We start from the raw sequence: 16,264 nt of genomic DNA, 5'->3' as shown, positions 1-16,264 counted from the left end.
AGCGCCTCCACGCGCGCGTCGGCCGCCTCGCGGCTCGCGCGCACCTCGGCAAGCGTGCTCTCGGCGGCGGCCAGCTCGGCGGCGGCCACGGCGCGCTTGGCACGCGCCGCCTCCAGCGCCAGCTCGATCTCGCCCGCGCGCGTGACCGCCGCGCGGCGCCGCTCGTGCATCACGAGCGCGGCGGAGTCGAAGCGCTCGACGGCCGCGGCCGCGGCGCGGTGCTGCCGCGACAGCTCGCCGGCGTCCACGCTCTCACGGCGGATCTGCTCCTGGATCGCCTCGAGGGCTGCCTCAGCCTCCCCGATGGCCGCGCGCTTCTGCTCGATCTCGGCCGAAAGCCGCGCCTCCGCCTCCTGCGACGCGTCCCAGCTGCGCTGCAGGCGCCTCAGGTCGTCGACGGCCAGCTGCAGGTTCACCTCGGAGAGCGCACCCGCCAGCTCGGCGTAGGTGCGCGCCTTCTTCGCCTTGCGCTCGAGCGGCCCGAGCTGGCGGCCCACCTCGGCCACCACGTCGCGCGCGCGGGTGAGGTGCTGGTCCATGGCGGCCAGCTTCCGCTCGCTCTTCGCCTTGCGCTGCTTGTGCTTGAGGACGCCGGCGGCCTCCTCGATGAGCGCGCGGCGGTCCTCGGGCTTGCTCTGCAGGATGGAGTCGAGCGAGCCCTGGGAGATGATGGAGTGCGTGCCCGTGCCCAGCCCCGAGTCGTGCAGGATGTCGAGCACGTCCATGCGGCGCGCCACCGTGCCGTTGATCAGGTACTCGCTCTCGCCCGAGCGGTACATGCGGCGCGTGATGGCCACCTCGTCGAAGTCTACTGGCAGCGTGCCGTCGGAGTTGTCGAGCACGAGGTCGACCTCGGCGAGCCCCGTGGCCTTGCGCGCCGAGGAGCCCGCGAATATCACGTCCTCCATGGCCTGGCCGCGCAGGTGCTTGGCGTTGCGCTCGCCGAGCACCCACAGCACCGCGTCGGAGATGTTGGACTTCCCCGAGCCGTTCGGGCCCACGATGGCCGTGATGCCCGGCTCGAGCGTGAGCGCGCTGCGGTCGGCGAAGGACTTGAAGCCCTTGAGAACCAGTGACTTGAGATACATCGGTGCCGCTTACTCCTGATATGCCTGGCCAGCGCCTTGCGCGTCGTGCTCCTCGAGCGCTGCGCGCTTCTCCTCGGCGCGCGCCGCCGCCTTGTCGGCCTTCGCCTGCATGGCGGCCGCCTCGCGCTCGGCCTTCTCGGCGGCCTTGCTGGCCTTCGCGCGCTTGGCCGCGGCCTCCTTCTGGGCGCGCTCCTTGCCCGTCATGCCGATGCCGAAGAACTCGGACAGGCGCGCGAGCGTTGACTTCGCCGCCTGGCTCTCGGCCTCCTTCTTCGTGCGGCCGGTGCCGCGCGCGAGCCCCTTCTCGCCGGCGTAGACCTGCGCCACGAAGGTGCGGTCGTGCGGCGGGCCCTGGGTCTCCACCAGCTTGTACGTGGGCGTGATGCCGTCCTCCTGGAGCTTCTCCTGGAGCGCGCTCTTCGGATTCTCGGGCTCGCTCGCCATGTCGAGCGTCATGCGCGGGATGAGCGTGCGGCGCACGAACTCCTCGGCCGCGCCGATGCCGCCGTCGAGGTAGAGCGCGGCCACGATGGCCTCGTACACGTTCTCGAGCGCCGAGTGCAGCCCGCGCCGGCCCGTGCCCGTCTCCGACGAGCCGAACACGATGACGTCGGTGAACCCCAGCTTCTCGGCCACGTCCGACAGGCTCGCGCCCGACACGAGCGCCACCTTGATGCGCGTGAGGCCGCCCTCGTCGAGCTCGTGGAAGCGGTGGAAGGCCGTCGAGGCCACGATGGCGCCCAGGATGGAGTCGCCCAGGAACTCGAGGCGCTCGTAGGAGTACTTGACCGCCTTGCCCTCGGTGGCCGAGGGATGCGTGATGGCGGAGAGGATGAGCTGCTCCTGCTCGAAGTGATACCCCAGGATCTCCTCGGCGCGCGCGAGCTTGCGCTCCTGCTCAGGCGAGAGGCTCATCGCGCATCACCGGCGACGACGCCCGCGATGACCTCGCTCACGTGCGAGCGCACGGTGGTCGCGCTCGCGAGGATGCCGTTCTTGACGGCCAGCTCGTTCGAGGAGCCGTGGCCCACGATGCAGGCGCCCTTCACGCCGAGGAGCGGCGCGCCGCCGTAGGTGTCGGGGCTCACCTTCGCCTTGAGCGCGGAGAGGTCGCCCTTGAGCAGCACCGCCCCGAGCTTCGACTTCGTCGAGGACAGGAAGGCGTCCTTCAAGTAGCTGAACAGGGTCTTCGCCGTGCCTTCGAGCGTCTTCAGGCACACGTTGCCGGTGAAGCCGTCGCACACCACCACGTCGAAGTCGCCTGCGAGCAGGTTGCCGCCCTCGCAGTTGCCCGCGAACTCAGGCACGTCGCGCCGCAGGGCCTCGAAGGTGGCCTGCGCGAACTCGGAGCCCTTCGTCTCCTCGGCGCCGATGTTGAGCAGGCCCACCCGCGGGCTCTCGACGCCCATGATCGCGCGCGCGTACGCCGCCCCCATCTGCGCGAACTGCACGAGGTACTCAGGCTTGCAGTCGGCGTTGGCCCCCACGTCGACGAGCAGCGTGGGGCTTGAGTACGAGGGGATGACCTGGCCGAGCGCCGGGCGCTTCACGCCGCGGATGCGCCCCATCACGAGCGTCGCCGCCGCGAGGCAGGCGCCGGTGGAGCCCGCCGAGAAGAACCCGTCGGCCGCGCCCTCCTTCACCAAGCGGCAGCCCACCACGATGGAGGAGTCCTTCTTCTTGCGCACCGCGCCCGCGGGGTGCTCGCCCATCTCGATGACCTCGGTGGTCGCCTGCGCCCGGCAGCGCTCGTGCGCCGCCGCGAAGGGCCCTGCCACGTCCGCGGGCCCGCACACGATGACGTGCAGGTCGGGGTCGGCCTCGAGCGCGGCGTGCGTGCCGCGCAGCACGACCTCCGGGCCGTTGTCGCCGCCCATGGCGTCAACGACGATGGTTACTGGTTCAGCCACATGTACTCCTTACAGCATGTCAAGCGTTAGGCATGGGCCCATGCGTCCGACCGCCCGAAATCGGCGCGCAGACGCATGGGCGCATGGGTTTTCTCATTAGGATACCCGACCACGTGCACGCGCCCCGCAGAAAGCACGCGGCGCGGCAAAAACGCAGAAGAACTCCGCGCGGGGCGCGGGCACAGGCGCGAGCGGGGCGGATGGGCGGGCGAGCAGGACGAACGCGGACGCCGCAGACGAGCGCCGCAAGCACCGCAGGCGCCGCCTCCTCCCGCGCACACCCAAAAAGCCTCCTGGCAGGCCAAGCCGCAGAGCTTGGCGCGCGAGGAGGCTTTGAGTCATCGGGGGCGTGCCGCCCGCCCGACTTTCTTGCGGGAAGAGCGCTACTCGGTCTCGATGACCTCGCGGTTCTTGTAGTAACCGCAGTTACCGCACACGCGATGCGGAAGCTTCACTTCGCCGCACTGGGGGCAAACGGAGCGAGCGGGAGCGGTGATCTTGTCGTTGGTGCTACGACGAGCATGGGTGCGAGCGCGACCCATCTTACGCTTAGGTACTGCCATGATCTAACTCCTTCTATTACACGAGCGACGTCTCAAAGCTCGTAACTCGTTTCAGTAAACGCACGAAACGGTATTCTACCAAACGGATCCTCCCCTCGCAAGGGCTCATCGCGTCTTTTTCCGCTCCATCTTGCCCTTCCGCGCGCCTTCCGCACGCAGGCGCGGGGTGCGCGGTCAGCTCACGAGAGGCCCAGATCACGCTTAGCCGCACTCCACGGCACGCGTCGCCCGTCGTCTTGCTCGACAGCCTCCCTGAGGTCGCGTGCATCCAGCTCATCCTCAAGGCGCTCGAGCGTCTGCTGGCGAGCCTGGACGGAGGAGCCAGGAGCGCAACGACTATCGCCGATGAAGTCCTCGTTGAGGGTGACGCCGAGGCCGCGCGCGAGGGTGCGCAGATCCTCGTCGGTCAGGTCATAGGGAAACGCGGCGTCTTCGCCCGTGGCCGTCACACGCGCGCCCGCCGACGCCACGCCGGACCCGGTGTACGTGCTCCCGCCTGCTCCGGCGTGCCCGCCGGCCATCATGAGCGCTGCGTTGTGGATCTCGGCCGCCTTCACGATGGCGTGCATGCGACCGAACGCGTCGTCGAAGGTGGCACCCGTGCTCAGGAGGCCGTGGTGCGCCCAGATGACCGCCGCGTGGCGGCGCGCCTGCTCAGCCGAGGCGCGTGCGAGCTCCAAGCTGCCGGGCACCTCGAGCCCCACGCACCCGACGCCCTCGGGAAACACCATCACGCACTCGGTCATGGCGCGCCAGAGCGCGCGCGTGAGGATGCGCGCGTCAGGCGGCAGCACCTTCGTGAGCGCGATCACCGGCACCGGGTGCGCGTGGTAGAGCACGCGCGGCTCGTCAGCACGCGCAGCCGGCGCGCCACACTCCCCCGCGTCATGCGCCTGCAGGCGCGCCGCATGGATGAGCAGGTGCCCCGCGAACTCGCTCGTGGGCCGCCCGCCACCCGAGAAGCCGCAGAGCGTGCGCCATGCGCCGCCCGCGCCGTCAACTTCCACGATGCCGAGCGCGCGCGAGGGATCGTCGGCCACGTTGCGCATGAACGAGCCCGTGGCCGTCACCAGAAAGAGCGCGCCGGCCACCTCGGGCGCTTCCACGCCGAGCGGCGCCCACGCCCCCGGCTCGCCCGCATGCAGCGCGCGCACGTGCTCCGCCTCGCCCTCCGTCAGGCGATACGATGCGTTGCCGCCGTTGCGCTCGTGCCAGCCCCGTTCCCAGCCGTCAGCGCACATCCGCGCCATCCCGCGGACGAACGGCAGCGCCTCGAACGCCGCCTGCATCGCATCATCCACGCCCGCGCTCCTCTCCATACCCGAAACCACCTTCGCCGCACGCCGCCACCGTCAATACGTCAGCCCGAACGCCCAGAGCGGAACCACGTTGCCGAACCCGTACTCGATGTCGTCCTTGACGACGATGCCACGCTCCGCACCCTTCAGCTGGTCAGCGCCCTTGCTCCTGCCTCCCACCTCAAAGGTTATGCCGCCAATGGCGAAGTCGGCGAGCGCGGACGCGGTAACCCTGTGCCGCACGCGCATCTGATTGAAGAAGAACGTCTCCCTCACCGTGCCGACGTCCACGTTGCCTCCGCCCAGATTGTATAAGATGTTCGTATTGTCGAGGTAGACCTTCTCCGTCTTCCCCAAGGCGCCCAATCCGCCGGTGCCCGTCTCAAGTCGGGCGATCATGCCGGCCTTTTCCATGTAGACGAGGTAGTCCTCGATGTTGTTGCGGCTTGCCTGGATCTTGCCTGCGAGGCTCGTCATGTTCGGCTTGAAGGGCGCGAGCGTGCTCACAACCGCCATGAGCTGCTTGAGCTTGCGCCCCGTCGCCGTGTTCATCTCCGCGAACTGGGGGATGTCGACCTCAAGCGTACGCGCGATGACCTGCCCGAGCTCGATGGGGAAGTCGGGGTCAGAGCCGAACGGATAGTACCCGCTTCGCAGGTACTCGGCAAAATAAGGCAGCGGGTGCTTGACGTCCGGGATGCGCGCCTTGTGCTCAAGCACCTCGTCAAGCGTGAACGCGTCGAAGGCGATGCCGTGGCGCATCCCCAGAAACTCGCGGAACGACAGGCCCTGCATGAGGTAGCGCGGTGCGCGGCGGCTGAGATCCGCCTCGCCCTTCTCTATGTCGAGGATCGACGACCCCGTGAAGCACACGTGCAAGTCGGGGAAGGCGTCGTAGACGGCCTTCAGCTCGCGCGACCAGCTCGGGTACTTGTGCACCTCGTCGATGAGCAGATGCGAGCCGCCCTGCTTGACGAACGCCTCAGCCGTGTCGTAAAGGGTGTGGCTGGCGAAGTACATGCTGTCGGCCGTGACGTAGAGGACGCGCGACGAGCCGATCAGCTCCTTGGCGCGCTGGAGCAGCATGGTCGTCTTGCCCACGCCGCGCGGCCCGACGATGCCGAGCATTCTGCCATCCCAGTTGACCTGAGGATACATATAGCGGTAGAACGCGGTGGGCACCTCGTCGAGCAAGCGGTGCATGTACTCGTAGAGACGGTCCATGAGGACTCCTTTGCTCAAATCGCACTCATACAGTGCAATTATAGAGCAAAATCGCACTGTGTGAGTGCGATTTCCCGTGAAATATGCACTGGGTGAGTGCAGTGAGCGCATTTGCTCTGCCCTGGGCGAAAGCCGCGCTTCCCGCGGCGCGGCACGCACCCGCATCATGCACCCGCATCACGCCTGCGCTCGCGCTCGCGTGCCGTCCACGCCGGGTCTCGCAACCCGCGCGGCGCCGCCTCACTCCCCGTGAGCGCCGAACTGCATCTCGTAGTAGCGGGCGTAGGTGCCGCCGCGCTCCATGAGCTCGGCGTGCGTGCCGAACTCCACCACGCGGCCGTCCTCCACCACCGCGATCATGCGCGCGTTGCGGATGGTCGACAGGCGGTGCGCGATCACGATGGTGGTGCGCCCGCGCGAAAGCTCCTCGAGCGAGCGCTGGATGGCGCTCTCGCTCTCGTTGTCGAGCGCGCTCGTGGCCTCGTCCAAGATGAGGATGCGCGGATCGCGCAAAAACACGCGCGCGATGGCCACGCGCTGCTTCTGCCCGCCCGACAGGCGCGCGCCGCGCTCCCCCACGAGCGTGTCGTAGCCCTGCGGCAGCGACATCACGAAGTCATGGATGCTCGCGCGCCGCGCCGCCTCCACGATCTCCTCGTGCGTGGCGCCCGGGCGCCCGTACGCGATGTTCTCGGCGATGGTGCCGCCGAACAGGTACACGTCCTGCTGCACGATGCCGATGGCGTCCCGCAGCGACGACGCGCTCACGTCGCGCACGTCGACGCCGTCGACGGAGACCGACCCCGCGCCCACGTCGTAGAAGCGCGGCAGGAGCGCGCACGTGGTGGTCTTGCCGCCCCCGCTCGGCCCCACGAGCGCCACGGTCGTCCCCGCGGGTATATGCAGGTCAAGCCCGCGCAGCACCTCGACCTCGCCGTCGTAGGAGAAGCGCACGCCGCGATAGCGCACCTCCCCGCGCACGCACCCGCCCGCCGCCGCGGCCAGGTCCGGCGCGCCGGGCGCGTCCGTCACCGAGGGCGCCTCCACGAGCACCTCCATGAAGCGGCGGAAGCCCGCGTAGCCCTTCTGGAGCGTCTCGGTGAAGTTGATGAGCTGCTCGACCGGCGCGATGAAGATGCCGATGTAGAGCGCGTAGATAGCCAGGTCGGACACCTCGAGGCTGCCCTGCGCCACGAAGTAGCCGCCGCCCACCACGCACACCGTGTACAGCGCGCCCAAGAACAGCGAGTTCGCCGCGTGGAACGCCCCCAGAAAGCGGTACGAGCGGTTCTTCGTGTCAAGGAACGCCACGTTGGCCTGCGCGAACTTGGCCTTCTCGGCGCGCTCGCCGCCGAACGACCTCACCACGCGGATGCCGCCGAGCGAGTCTTGCACCGTGGCGTTGATGCCCGCCATGCGCACGCGGTTCTCGCGGAAGATGGTGCGGCGGCAGTAGTTGCGCCAGAACGAGAACGCCGCCATCACGGCGGTCACCGCCAGCATCACGAGCGTGAGCGGCACGTTGACCATGAACAGCAGCGCGAACGAGCCGATGATCTTGAACGCGCACACGAGCAGGTTCTCGGGCCCGTGGTGCGCGAGCTCGGAGATGTCGAACAGGTCGCTCGTGATCTTCGACATCATGGTGCCGGTGTTGTGGCGGTCGTAGTAGTCGAAGCCCAGGCGCTGGTACTGCGCGAACAGGTCGCGCCGCATGTCCGCCTCCATGCGCGCGCCCATGATGTGCCCCCAGCACGTGATGAAGTACTGGCAGCCCGTGCGCACGAGGTAGAGCGCCGCGAACAGCGCGGCGATCCACCCGAGCGAGCGCAGGATCACGCCTGGCTCCGAGAGGAAGAACTCCTTCGTGAAGAAGTTCAGAAACTGCGGGAACGCCAGGTCGATGCAGGCGAGCACCACGGCGCACGCCAGGTCGCACAAGAGCAGGAGCTTGTAGGGACGGTAGTAGCCGAGAAACGCCTTCCAAACCTGGCCTGCGGAGACGTGCGCGTTCGCCTCGTCCCCCAGGCGCACGTCATTCGTCAAAGCGCAGGTCCTTCAGCGCGGCGAAGGGGTTGCGCGCCAGCTCGAAGTCGGGGTCCTCAGCCGGCTCGCCGCACGCGCACGCGCCCTCGTTGAGGTTCGCGCCGCACGTGGGGCACAGCCCCTTGCAGTCGTCGTCGCACAGCGGGATGAGCGGCACCTCGAGCAAGAGCGCGGCCTGCACGAGCGCCGTGAGGTCGACGGCGTTGTCCTCGGGCAGCACCTCGAACTCGTCCTCGTCCATGTCCTCGGGCGCCTCGGCGTCCTCGCCGCCGAGCAGGAAGTAGCCCTCGATCTCCCCCGTCAGGGAAAGCTTGACGTCCTCCAGGCAGCGCGCGCACGACGTGGCGGCGTCACCCTCGACGGTTCCCGTGACCAGAAGCGCGTCGCCGGTGTTGGTGACGTCGACCTGCCAGGCGAGCGGGCGGGCGAACGAGTACAGGTCAGGGCCGGCCTTCAGCGCCGGCACCTCGATGGTCCCCTCAAAATGAGAGCTCTCCGCAGGCGCGAAGAGCTCGTGAGGGATGTGAATGCGAATGGATTCCATGTCTACCCTCGAATCTCGCGGCGGACGCGCGCGACCGTCCCGCATGCCCGCCGCGTCCCCGACGCAAGGCGCCGAGAGGGGGCGGGGCTGATGCGAGCGCCGCGGCGCAGGTCAGCTTAGCGGACGTTGATGGAGTTGGCGTTCAGGCGGTCACGGCAGCGGCGCACGTTGTTGAGCAGCGTGTCGAGGCTCTGCTCGACGTGCCCGAACACCTCGTCGGCGTAGTCCTCCGCGCCGGCGCGGGTCTGGCGCTCGAGCTCGCGGGCGTCAGCCATGATGGTCTCGGCCTGCTGCTGGGAGATGCGCACGATCTCCTGCTCGCTCGCGATGGTGATGGCCTGGCTGCGCGCGTCCTCGATCAGGCGGTTCGCCTCAGCCTCGGCGTCGTCGAGGAGGCTCTGGCGCTCGCGCACGATCTGGCGGGACTGGGCGAACTCGCTGGGGAACGTGTCGCGAATCTCGTCCATGATCTCGAAGGCCGCCGTGATGTCAACCTGGCGAAGATTGTTCTTGCCAAAGACCGGCTTCGAGTCCTCAAGCAGAATAGAGAGCTCTTCGAGCAGACCCAAGACTCCGGTTTCGTCCATGATGTTCCTTCCACCTCAAGGGCCGGCAGGCAGCCGCCCCGCTGAGTTCAACTTATATCGATGCAGGTAAACTGCACATGAGTTTGATTATTCTACCATGTTGGGAAAAAGAACGCGCGTCGGCGCACAAAGGGCGCACATTTGCGGGAAAACGGTTACCCGAGCACCGCGCGCCCTGCGCCCCGCGCAGGGCCGCGTTGCGCTACACTGGACAGGCTGTCGCGGCCACGCCCTCGGCAGCGCGCCTCTACCCCCGACCAAGGAGCACCCCATGAACGTTGCCGAGCGCCATGCCCCCGCCGACGAGTACCTCGAGCTCGTACACGCCACCGACGAGCGCGGCGGGGGCAGGCGCGACGCATGGGAGCGCATGAAGGCGAGCAGCGCGTACGTGGGCGGCGCGCCCGCTCCCATCTCGTACCTGCCGCGCATCCTCGACCAGCGCACGCGCGACCAGCTTGCGTCAACCGCGCTCACCGTGCACGGCATCCTCGAGAAGGTGATCGCCGCCTACCTGGACGACCCGCAGTTCAGGGAGCTGTTCTCCTTCGACGAGCGCGTACGCGACCTCATCCTGGCCCCGCGCGCGAGCGCGCGCCTGCTCCCCTACGCGCGCTTCGACTGCTTCTTCGACGAGGACAGCGGCGCGGCGCGCTTCGTCGAGTTCAACGCCGACTGCTCGTCGGGCATGAACAAGACCCGCGCAGCGCTTGACGCCCTGCGCCCGAGCGCCCCCTGCCAGGCGTTCGCCGCGCGCCATCGCCTGGAAGACGACGCAGAGCGCCTGTTCGAGGGATGGGTGGCTGACTTCATGCGCCTGTACGGGGCGTGCGAGGGCGCCAAGGAGCACCCGCACGTCGCCATCGTCATGTGCATGGACGGCGACGACGTGCCCTTAGGTGAGCTTTCCCGCTACGCCGCGCTCTTCCGCGCGGCGGGCGCCGACGCGAGCGTCTGCGACGTGCGCGACCTCGCCTTCGAGGGCGGGCGCCTCGCCTGCGCAACCCCCCGCGAGGGAGCGCCCAACCAGCCGATCGACGTGGTCTGGCGCTTCTGCATCGTGGTCGACCTGCTACAGCACTGGGACGACTGCCAGGACTTCGTCACCGCCGTCACCTCGGGCGCCGTGCCCATGATCGGCAGCTTCGCGACCCAGGTCGCCCACGACAAGCAGCTGTTCGCGGTGCTGCGCGACCCCGCCGCGCAGGCCCTGCTCACGCCCGCCGAGCGCGCCTTCGTCGAGGAGTCCCTCCCCTTCACGGCGTTTCTCGACGACCCGCGCCTCCCCGTGGACCAGGTGCTGGAAGAGCCCGCGCGCTGGGTGATCAAGCCCACCGACTGGTACGACAACAAGGGCGTCTACGTGGGCGCGCAGTTCAGCCGCGCCGAATGGGCGGACGTCGTCGAGCGCTGCCGCGCCGACGCGGGCCCGTCAGCCTACCTCGTGCAGGAGTTCTGCGCCCCCGCACGCACCCCGGCGATTCCGCTCTACGGCGACGAGGCCGACTTCTCGGGGCCCGTGCGCGACTTCGGCTGCCTCACCGGCCTGTACGTGTTCGACGGCCAGTTCGCCGGCGTCTACAACCGCCTCGGGCCCACGGAGAACGTCACCGCCCCCGGCACGTTCGTGGTGGCCCCCACCCTCTGGGTGCAAGACGAGTAGGCTTCTTCGCGCCATCGCAGAGGAGAGGCTGCGGGCACCAAGTGGGCGCGATGCGCTTCACGCGGTCAATCGACCGAACGACGCGCATCGCGCCTGCCTCGGACGCCTTCCCGTCATTACTCCCGATCAGGCTGTCCGAACAGGCGCTCCTCGGAGATGTCCGGGCTTCGCTCGTCCAGCATGAACCACGCCGCACGCGCAGAGTTAGCCATCGTCGCCATCTCTCGCGCCGAGAGCAGCAGGTCATCATCGCCGGTGGTGATCAGGTAGGACAGGATGCCGATGTAGGCTGCTGTGCATAGCTCCACGTAATAGGGGCGCTTGCGGTCGGCGGGCACGCCGTCATCGTCCATCATGTCGTTCAGTTCGCGCCGCATCTGATTCTGCAGACGGCGGTAGAAGTACGGGTCGCCGTTGGGACCCATGAGAGGCGCCACGGCGCCGCGAAGCTCGATGCAGACCTCGAACCAGTTCTCCATGGACTCGAACGGCATGCCGGCGTACGCCTCACGCGCCGCCTTGCTCGAGCTCTTGTACAGGCTCAGCCGTCCGAGCAGCATGATCTCCACCCGCTCGAGCAGGGAATACATATCGTCGAAGTACTTGTAGAAGGTAGAGCGCACCACTCCGCTTTCTTCGAGGACGTCCTTCACGCGTACCTTGTCGTACGGTTTGAAGCGCATGACGTTCAGGCAGGCGTCGATGATGGCCGCCTCGCTCTTTCCCATGCCCTCCGTCAGCTTCATGGTTCCCCTCCCCCTAAAAGGCGCGAAAGCCAGCCGCGGGATGCGCCCCGCGGCTGGCAGAATTATACGCTATGCCCAGCCATGCTATGCTCGTGACCAGCCTTAGCAGGGGATGACAGGCAACTGCAGGTAGGAGATGCGCTCGGGGCCCGCGTGCACCGTGTAGGTGGCGCCCTTCTCGTATTCCGGGTCGACCTCATCGTGCCACGGCTGGAAGATGAGCTTGAGCGTCCAGCCCTTCTTGATCACCGCGGTGGTGGGCAAGATCTCCACCTGGCATTCTACTATCTCGCCTTCGCGCAGGGGCTGGTAGTCGCGCTCCAGGTGCGTGTGGAACGGGCGCGCATCGGTGGAGCGCTCCTCGTCCAGCTTGCGATGGGATACCTTCAGGCCGCCCTTGCTGAGCGGGAAGGGACGTCCGCCGCCGAAGGCGGCCGGGGTGGCGCGCTCGCAGCTGTAGATGACCTCCTGGCCGTTCTCGTCACACACGCGCAGGTTCACGTCGAGCGCCATGTCATACGACGTGGATTCAACCCAGGCGTTCAGCTTGAGCTGCCCGATGATGGTCACGTCCTCCTCGAACGGAGCGCTCGTGAACACCGCGGTATCCTGGCCCTCGGCGGCATAAGACACGCTGCCGTCAGCCTGCGCCACCTCACCGCGCAGAACCAGACCATCGGAAGCGTCCAGGTACAGCTTCTTGTACTGTGTGCCGGGCAGAGGCCACTCGTTTTCCCGTCTCCAGTAGTAGCTGCCCCAGCCGGTACGGACCATGATGTTGACGGGAGGCTCGTCCATGATGCCGTTGTCCACGCCCTTCAGCCAGTGATCGAGGAAAGCGCGGTGGTCGTCCAGGTGGTCTTTGCCGTACATCCAGAAGTGAATGCCGGGTTCGGAGATGATGGTCATCTTCTTGTCCGTGGAGGCAGAGTGCGTGAAGATCTCGCTCGTGCCGCGGATGTGGATGGGAGCTTCCAGCGGAATGGAGGTCCAGAACGGCACCTTGACGTTGTCCAGGTTCAGACTCGGGCTGATAGTTCCCTCGGGGCCGTAGAGCGCTTCGTCGAAGAAGGGATGCGCCTTCGCCTCAGACAGCCAGTCGAACTTCTCCTGGCCCTTGCAGTGCACGTGCGCGATAAAGTTGAATGGGTTGTACAGGCCCCCGTTGCCGAAGATCACGTCACGGAACGAGTCGGAGTCGCCCGCCAGGGCGATCATGGCCTTCAGATGAGGCGGCTGCAAGGCGGCGGTGGAAAAGGCGTTCATGGCGTAGTACGATGCACCGTACAAGCCCACGCTGCCGTTGCTCCACGGTTGGGCCGCGGCCCACTCGATGGAGTCGTAGAGATCGCGCGCCTCCTCGAGACTGAACTGCTTGTAGGTGCCGGGCGTTGACCCGGTGCCACGCCCGTCTATGTGGATGACGACGTAGCCGTGGGGCACCCAGTCACAGGAGTTCGCGCGCTCGAAGCGCTCGCTGATGTGAGGCAACGGCGGATTCATCGGGCTGCCCATCGGCGGCAGCGCCTCAGCGGGAGGCAGGGGGTCTCCGGCGATGCCGATGTGGAAGGGGATGAACCCCGTGAATGCCGGCTTACCCTCGAAGTAGTCGTCCTCCATGGTCTCGCGCAGCGCCGCCTCGGCTTCGTCGGCGACGTTGCCGAACCAGAATGCCTTGCCGTAGCCGCCCATGCTCAAGAGCACGGGATATGCGCCGGGCTTTGCAGGCATGAACACGTCGCCGAGCACGTAGGCGCCGTCGCGCAGCGGGATCTTGACATCGACCAGGCGCTTGATGCCCATGAGCGTGCGGCGGAGCTCGTTGCGCGCCGCGGCGGGGCTGCGCAGCGCGCCGCCGATCTCGGCGAAGAGAGCCTTCGTCTCGGCCTCGAAGGAGATCTCGTCGGTGTCGAAGTTGATCTCGTATTTGTGAGCACTGACGACGTTCGCCACGCCCTCAGTGATGGTGACCCCCTGCTCAAGGTCACCCTCGACATCTAGGCTCTGCAGGAAGCGGGAGCGGTTAGTCACCTTGCGATTGGCGATGCGCTTGACGTTCCCCAACACCTCAGGTGTCAGATGCGCGCAGGTCACCTCTTCCCTGCCCGAAACCGAGCCCAAGATCAAGTCGCCTACGCAGAAGGTAACCGTCTCGCCAGGCTCGTAGAGGAACGTGCCAGCCTCATCAGTTAGGCCGTGGTGGGTCTGGGTATCGTACCTCAGCCCACAGACGGGGCCTTCGACGAAGCGGCCCTCGAGAGTGCTCTCAACCATGATTTTCCCCTTTCTCCTGAGGCATCCGCAGCACGTTGCCGCAGTCAGGACAGCCGCGTTGGAATCAGATTAGGCGCATCCGCCCGCTCAGTCGAATACAAACGAATATGAAATTGTTCGATACGAACAAACATCCCGCGCAATGTCCGAGCGCCGCATCCGTAGGGTGGGTGTGGCGCCGGCCGCTTGGCCTAGGAGAGCTTCAGGGCCATGCGATGCGTTCCCGGCAGCTCCTTGAAGCCGAAGCGCCCGTAGAACCTTGCAGCCGACGCGTCGACAGGGTCCACGATGAGCGCCCGCGCACCCGCGAGGTCGGCTATCTTGAGTGCGTTGAGGATGGCGTCGCGCAGAAGCTGCGCGCCGAGGCCGCGGCCCTTGTAGCGCTCATCGACGCCCATCATCCCCAGGAGGACGGCGGGAACCTGCTCGGGCGCGTTCCTCTTGAACCAGCCTCCCGACACGTCGGACCGGGCCACCGAGTGCGCGCTGAGCGTGTAGAAGCCCGCCACCGCATCTCCGCAGAAGGAGACGTAGACGACGGCGGTCCCCCTCTTGCGCGCGTCGGCCGCGTGGTCGGCAGCCCATCGGTCGACCGCCTCGTTGCCGCACCGAAAGCCCTCGATCCGCTCCCCTTCGCGAAGCTGAACGGGCCTGGTGAACCCCGTCATACCCAGATTTCCTCACGGGCCAGGAGCTCAGAGGCGGCCTTCGGCAGAGGGGCTTCGAGCATCTGACAGAACACCTCGAAAGCCTCGTCATCGAGCTGCGTGGCTCTCGCCTCGTCGATGTCGCGGCGCGCGCACTCGTCGAGGTGCTGGGTCGTCCACTGCGACAGCGTCTGGCCCTTGAGCGCGGCAGCCCGTTCGTAGCTCGTCCGCTGGGGCTGCGTCAGCCTGATGTCAATGCGACAGGACCTTTCCATCACCGGTGCCATGTTAGCTCCTTTCGAGGTTTCTTCAATTGTACGGAAATATTCCGTACAATCAAGAGGAGACTCAGCGGTACGGGGAAACGCCTCGCGAAGAACGCGCGACGCAGAACGGAACCGGGCAGGAAGGCCGCAACACAATCCCCTCGGTTGACCTGAGCGGACTCAAGCGGACACAGGAGAGCTCGGGCGGGCTTAGGCGAACTTCCGCTCGAGGGCTTCTTTCACGCAGGGCGGGACGAACTGGTCCAGGTCGCCGTGGAGGCTCGCGATCTCCCTCACGATGGAGCTCGACAGGTACATGTACTGCGGAGGCGACATGATGAACATCGTCTCGAGCTCGCGGTCGAGCTGGTAGTTCAGCGCCGTCATCTGGAACTCGTACTCGAAGTCGGTCACGGCGCGCAGGCCCTTGATGACCACCTCGGCGCCCATGCGGCGGGCGAAGTCGACCAGGAGCTCGTCGAACGCCTCCACGCGCACGTTGGGCAGGTGCGACGTGGCCTCGCGCGCCAGCTCGACGCGCTCCTCGAGGGAGAACAGCGGCCCGCGCGGGCCCTTCTTCTGCGACGCGGCCACCGCCACGACCACCTCGTCGAACAGCTGCGCGGCGCGCGTGATCACGTCGAGGTGTCCGCTGGTGATGGGGTCAAACGTTCCCGGGGTGAGGGCGCGCTTCATGCCGTTACTCTCCTTCTCGCTCAAGCAGGTCGATCACAGTATCGCCGTAGGCGCGCCGCGAGGCAAGGGACAAACCGCTCGCCGCGGCCGCCTCCTCGACCGCCGCGTTCGACGCCGCGCCGTGCTCGTAGGACACCACCGCGCCGGGCGCGAGCGCGCCCGCCGTCGCGAGCCGCCCCACGACCCCGAGCACCTCGCGCGCCTCGAGCGCGTAGGGCGGGTCGAGCAGCACGAGGCTGTACGGCTCGCGCAAACGGGGCGCGCCGCTCTTCAGCACGTCGGTGCGGCAGACGCGCACCTGGTCGCGCCCGTACCCGAGCGCGCGCACGTTCTCCTCGATCGCCTTGAGCGCCCCGCGGTCGCACTCGCACAGGCACGCGAGCGCCCCGCCGCGCGACATCACCTCGAGCGCGAGCGCGCCCGAGCCCGCGAACGCGTCGAGCACCACCGCGCCCTCGAGCCCGCCGCATGCGCTCACGAGCGCGCTCATGAGCGACTCGCGCACGCGGTCGGTGGTCGGACGCGTGCCGCGTCCCTTCGGCGCGACGAGGCGCCTGCCTTTGTGCTCGCCGGCGATGATGCGCATGGGTGGTCCTTTCAGCTCGAAGTGTCATGAGTGGTGCGGCGCGGTCCGCGACGCCGCGGTCCGCCGCGGGCGGGTCCGCAGGGGGAGGGCCGGCGCGCGGCCCCTCCCGCGGCGGGCCGCCTGCCG

Annotated in this window: 16 protein-coding genes; 1 reads left to right on the top strand and 15 read right to left on the bottom strand. The window is 67.6% G+C overall.

Annotated elements, in window-relative coordinates:
• The 9 genes from G7Y49_RS10050 to G7Y49_RS10010 all read right to left on the bottom strand — a co-directional run.
• The coding region (locus G7Y49_RS10050; protein ID WP_165173424.1) for a chromosome segregation SMC family protein at positions 1-1,088 on the bottom strand (1,088 nt) is incomplete at its 3' end.
• 9 nt (positions 1,089-1,097) lie between these two features.
• Positions 1,098-2,003 carry a ribonuclease III gene (gene rnc / locus G7Y49_RS10045; protein ID WP_165173422.1) on the bottom strand — a complete coding sequence of 302 codons (906 nt, stop codon included), beginning with the start codon at positions 2,001-2,003 and terminating at the stop codon, positions 1,098-1,100.
• A complete protein-coding gene (plsX, locus tag G7Y49_RS10040) occupies positions 2,000-2,998 on the bottom strand; it encodes a phosphate acyltransferase PlsX (RefSeq protein WP_165173420.1) in 999 nt (332 codons plus the stop codon). The genes rnc and plsX overlap by 4 nt, the downstream gene beginning before the upstream one ends.
• A 383-nt stretch (positions 2,999-3,381) precedes the next feature.
• Positions 3,382-3,561: a 50S ribosomal protein L32 gene (rpmF, locus tag G7Y49_RS10035; RefSeq protein ID WP_165047839.1), complete on the bottom strand. Its 180-nt coding sequence runs from the start codon at positions 3,559-3,561 to the stop codon at positions 3,382-3,384.
• 179 nt (positions 3,562-3,740) lie between these two features.
• On the bottom strand, positions 3,741-4,862 hold the full coding sequence (rhaD, locus tag G7Y49_RS10030) for a rhamnulose-1-phosphate aldolase (RefSeq protein ID WP_165173418.1): 1,122 nt from the start codon (positions 4,860-4,862) through the stop codon (positions 3,741-3,743).
• 51 nt (positions 4,863-4,913) lie between these two features.
• Complete coding sequence (locus G7Y49_RS10025; protein ID WP_165173416.1) at positions 4,914-6,083, bottom strand: ATP-binding protein; 1,170 nt, start codon at positions 6,081-6,083, stop codon at positions 4,914-4,916.
• A 240-nt stretch (positions 6,084-6,323) separates the two neighbouring features.
• Entirely contained in the window at positions 6,324-8,129 is a 1,806-nt protein-coding gene (locus G7Y49_RS10020) for an ABC transporter ATP-binding protein (protein ID WP_165173414.1), read from the bottom strand.
• Positions 8,119-8,673: a DUF177 domain-containing protein gene (locus G7Y49_RS10015; RefSeq protein WP_165173412.1), complete on the bottom strand. Its 555-nt coding sequence runs from the start codon at positions 8,671-8,673 to the stop codon at positions 8,119-8,121. Before G7Y49_RS10015 ends, G7Y49_RS10020 begins: the two co-directional genes overlap by 11 nt.
• 116 nt (positions 8,674-8,789) lie before the next feature.
• Positions 8,790-9,260, bottom strand: a complete 471-nt coding sequence (locus G7Y49_RS10010) for an ATP synthase F0 subunit B (RefSeq protein WP_165053564.1) — start codon at positions 9,258-9,260, stop codon at positions 8,790-8,792.
• Between the two features lie 271 nt (positions 9,261-9,531).
• Between G7Y49_RS10010 and G7Y49_RS10005 the strand changes: the two genes are divergently transcribed.
• On the top strand, positions 9,532-10,923 hold the full coding sequence (locus tag G7Y49_RS10005) for a carboxylate--amine ligase (protein ID WP_165173410.1): 1,392 nt from the start codon (positions 9,532-9,534) through the stop codon (positions 10,921-10,923).
• Between the two features lie 116 nt (positions 10,924-11,039).
• On the opposite strand, the gene G7Y49_RS10000 is transcribed toward G7Y49_RS10005, so the two are convergent.
• The 6 genes from G7Y49_RS10000 to rsmD all read right to left on the bottom strand — a co-directional run bounded on the left by G7Y49_RS10000 (position 11,040) and on the right by rsmD (position 16,138).
• Positions 11,040-11,669 (bottom strand): TetR/AcrR family transcriptional regulator, encoded by a 630-nt coding sequence (locus G7Y49_RS10000; RefSeq protein ID WP_165173408.1) that lies wholly within the window; start codon positions 11,667-11,669, stop codon positions 11,040-11,042.
• A 102-nt stretch (positions 11,670-11,771) separates the two neighbouring features.
• Complete coding sequence (locus G7Y49_RS09995; RefSeq protein WP_165173406.1) at positions 11,772-13,943, bottom strand: CocE/NonD family hydrolase; 2,172 nt, start codon at positions 13,941-13,943, stop codon at positions 11,772-11,774.
• 191 nt (positions 13,944-14,134) lie between these two features.
• Complete coding sequence (locus tag G7Y49_RS09990) at positions 14,135-14,611, bottom strand: GNAT family N-acetyltransferase (protein WP_165173404.1); 477 nt, start codon at positions 14,609-14,611, stop codon at positions 14,135-14,137.
• The gene (locus G7Y49_RS09985; RefSeq protein ID WP_165173402.1) at positions 14,608-14,877 is read right to left on the bottom strand and encodes a DUF1778 domain-containing protein; all 270 of its coding nucleotides are present in this window, start codon (positions 14,875-14,877) and stop codon (positions 14,608-14,610) included. Before G7Y49_RS09985 ends, G7Y49_RS09990 begins: the two co-directional genes overlap by 4 nt.
• Positions 14,878-15,066: 189 nt before the next feature.
• On the bottom strand, positions 15,067-15,552 hold the full coding sequence (gene coaD / locus G7Y49_RS09980; RefSeq protein ID WP_165173398.1) for a pantetheine-phosphate adenylyltransferase: 486 nt from the start codon (positions 15,550-15,552) through the stop codon (positions 15,067-15,069).
• 4 nt (positions 15,553-15,556) lie between these two features.
• A complete protein-coding gene (rsmD, locus tag G7Y49_RS09975) occupies positions 15,557-16,138 on the bottom strand; it encodes a 16S rRNA (guanine(966)-N(2))-methyltransferase RsmD (RefSeq protein ID WP_165173395.1) in 582 nt (193 codons plus the stop codon).
• Between the last annotated feature and the right edge of the window lie 126 nt (positions 16,139-16,264).

The sequence above is a fragment of the Adlercreutzia sp. ZJ242 genome, from assembly GCF_011038995.1.
Lineage (GTDB): Bacteria > Actinomycetota > Coriobacteriia > Coriobacteriales > Eggerthellaceae > CAAEEV01.
This window is presented reverse-complemented; position numbering and strand designations above follow the sequence as displayed.

What these genes read in the sequence shown, in the direction of transcription:
- rnc (WP_165173422.1), bottom strand. Translation starts at nt 2,003, where the DNA reads ATGAGCCTCTCGCCTGAGCAGGAGCGCAAGCTCGCGCGCGCCGAGGAG.
- rpmF (WP_165047839.1), bottom strand. Translation starts at nt 3,561, where the DNA reads ATGGCAGTACCTAAGCGTAAGATGGGTCGCGCTCGCACCCATGCTCGT.
- G7Y49_RS10025 (WP_165173416.1), bottom strand. Translation starts at nt 6,083, where the DNA reads ATGGACCGTCTCTACGAGTACATGCACCGCTTGCTCGACGAGGTGCCC.
- G7Y49_RS10015 (WP_165173412.1), bottom strand. Translation starts at nt 8,673, where the DNA reads ATGGAATCCATTCGCATTCACATCCCTCACGAGCTCTTCGCGCCTGCG.
- G7Y49_RS10010 (WP_165053564.1), bottom strand. Translation starts at nt 9,260, where the DNA reads ATGGACGAAACCGGAGTCTTGGGTCTGCTCGAAGAGCTCTCTATTCTG.
- G7Y49_RS10005 (WP_165173410.1), top strand. Translation starts at nt 9,532, where the DNA reads ATGAACGTTGCCGAGCGCCATGCCCCCGCCGACGAGTACCTCGAGCTC.
- G7Y49_RS10000 (WP_165173408.1), bottom strand. Translation starts at nt 11,669, where the DNA reads ATGAAGCTGACGGAGGGCATGGGAAAGAGCGAGGCGGCCATCATCGAC.
- G7Y49_RS09995 (WP_165173406.1), bottom strand. Translation starts at nt 13,943, where the DNA reads ATGGTTGAGAGCACTCTCGAGGGCCGCTTCGTCGAAGGCCCCGTCTGT.
- G7Y49_RS09990 (WP_165173404.1), bottom strand. Translation starts at nt 14,611, where the DNA reads ATGACGGGGTTCACCAGGCCCGTTCAGCTTCGCGAAGGGGAGCGGATC.
- G7Y49_RS09985 (WP_165173402.1), bottom strand. Translation starts at nt 14,877, where the DNA reads ATGGCACCGGTGATGGAAAGGTCCTGTCGCATTGACATCAGGCTGACG.
- coaD (WP_165173398.1), bottom strand. Translation starts at nt 15,552, where the DNA reads ATGAAGCGCGCCCTCACCCCGGGAACGTTTGACCCCATCACCAGCGGA.
- rsmD (WP_165173395.1), bottom strand. Translation starts at nt 16,138, where the DNA reads ATGCGCATCATCGCCGGCGAGCACAAAGGCAGGCGCCTCGTCGCGCCG.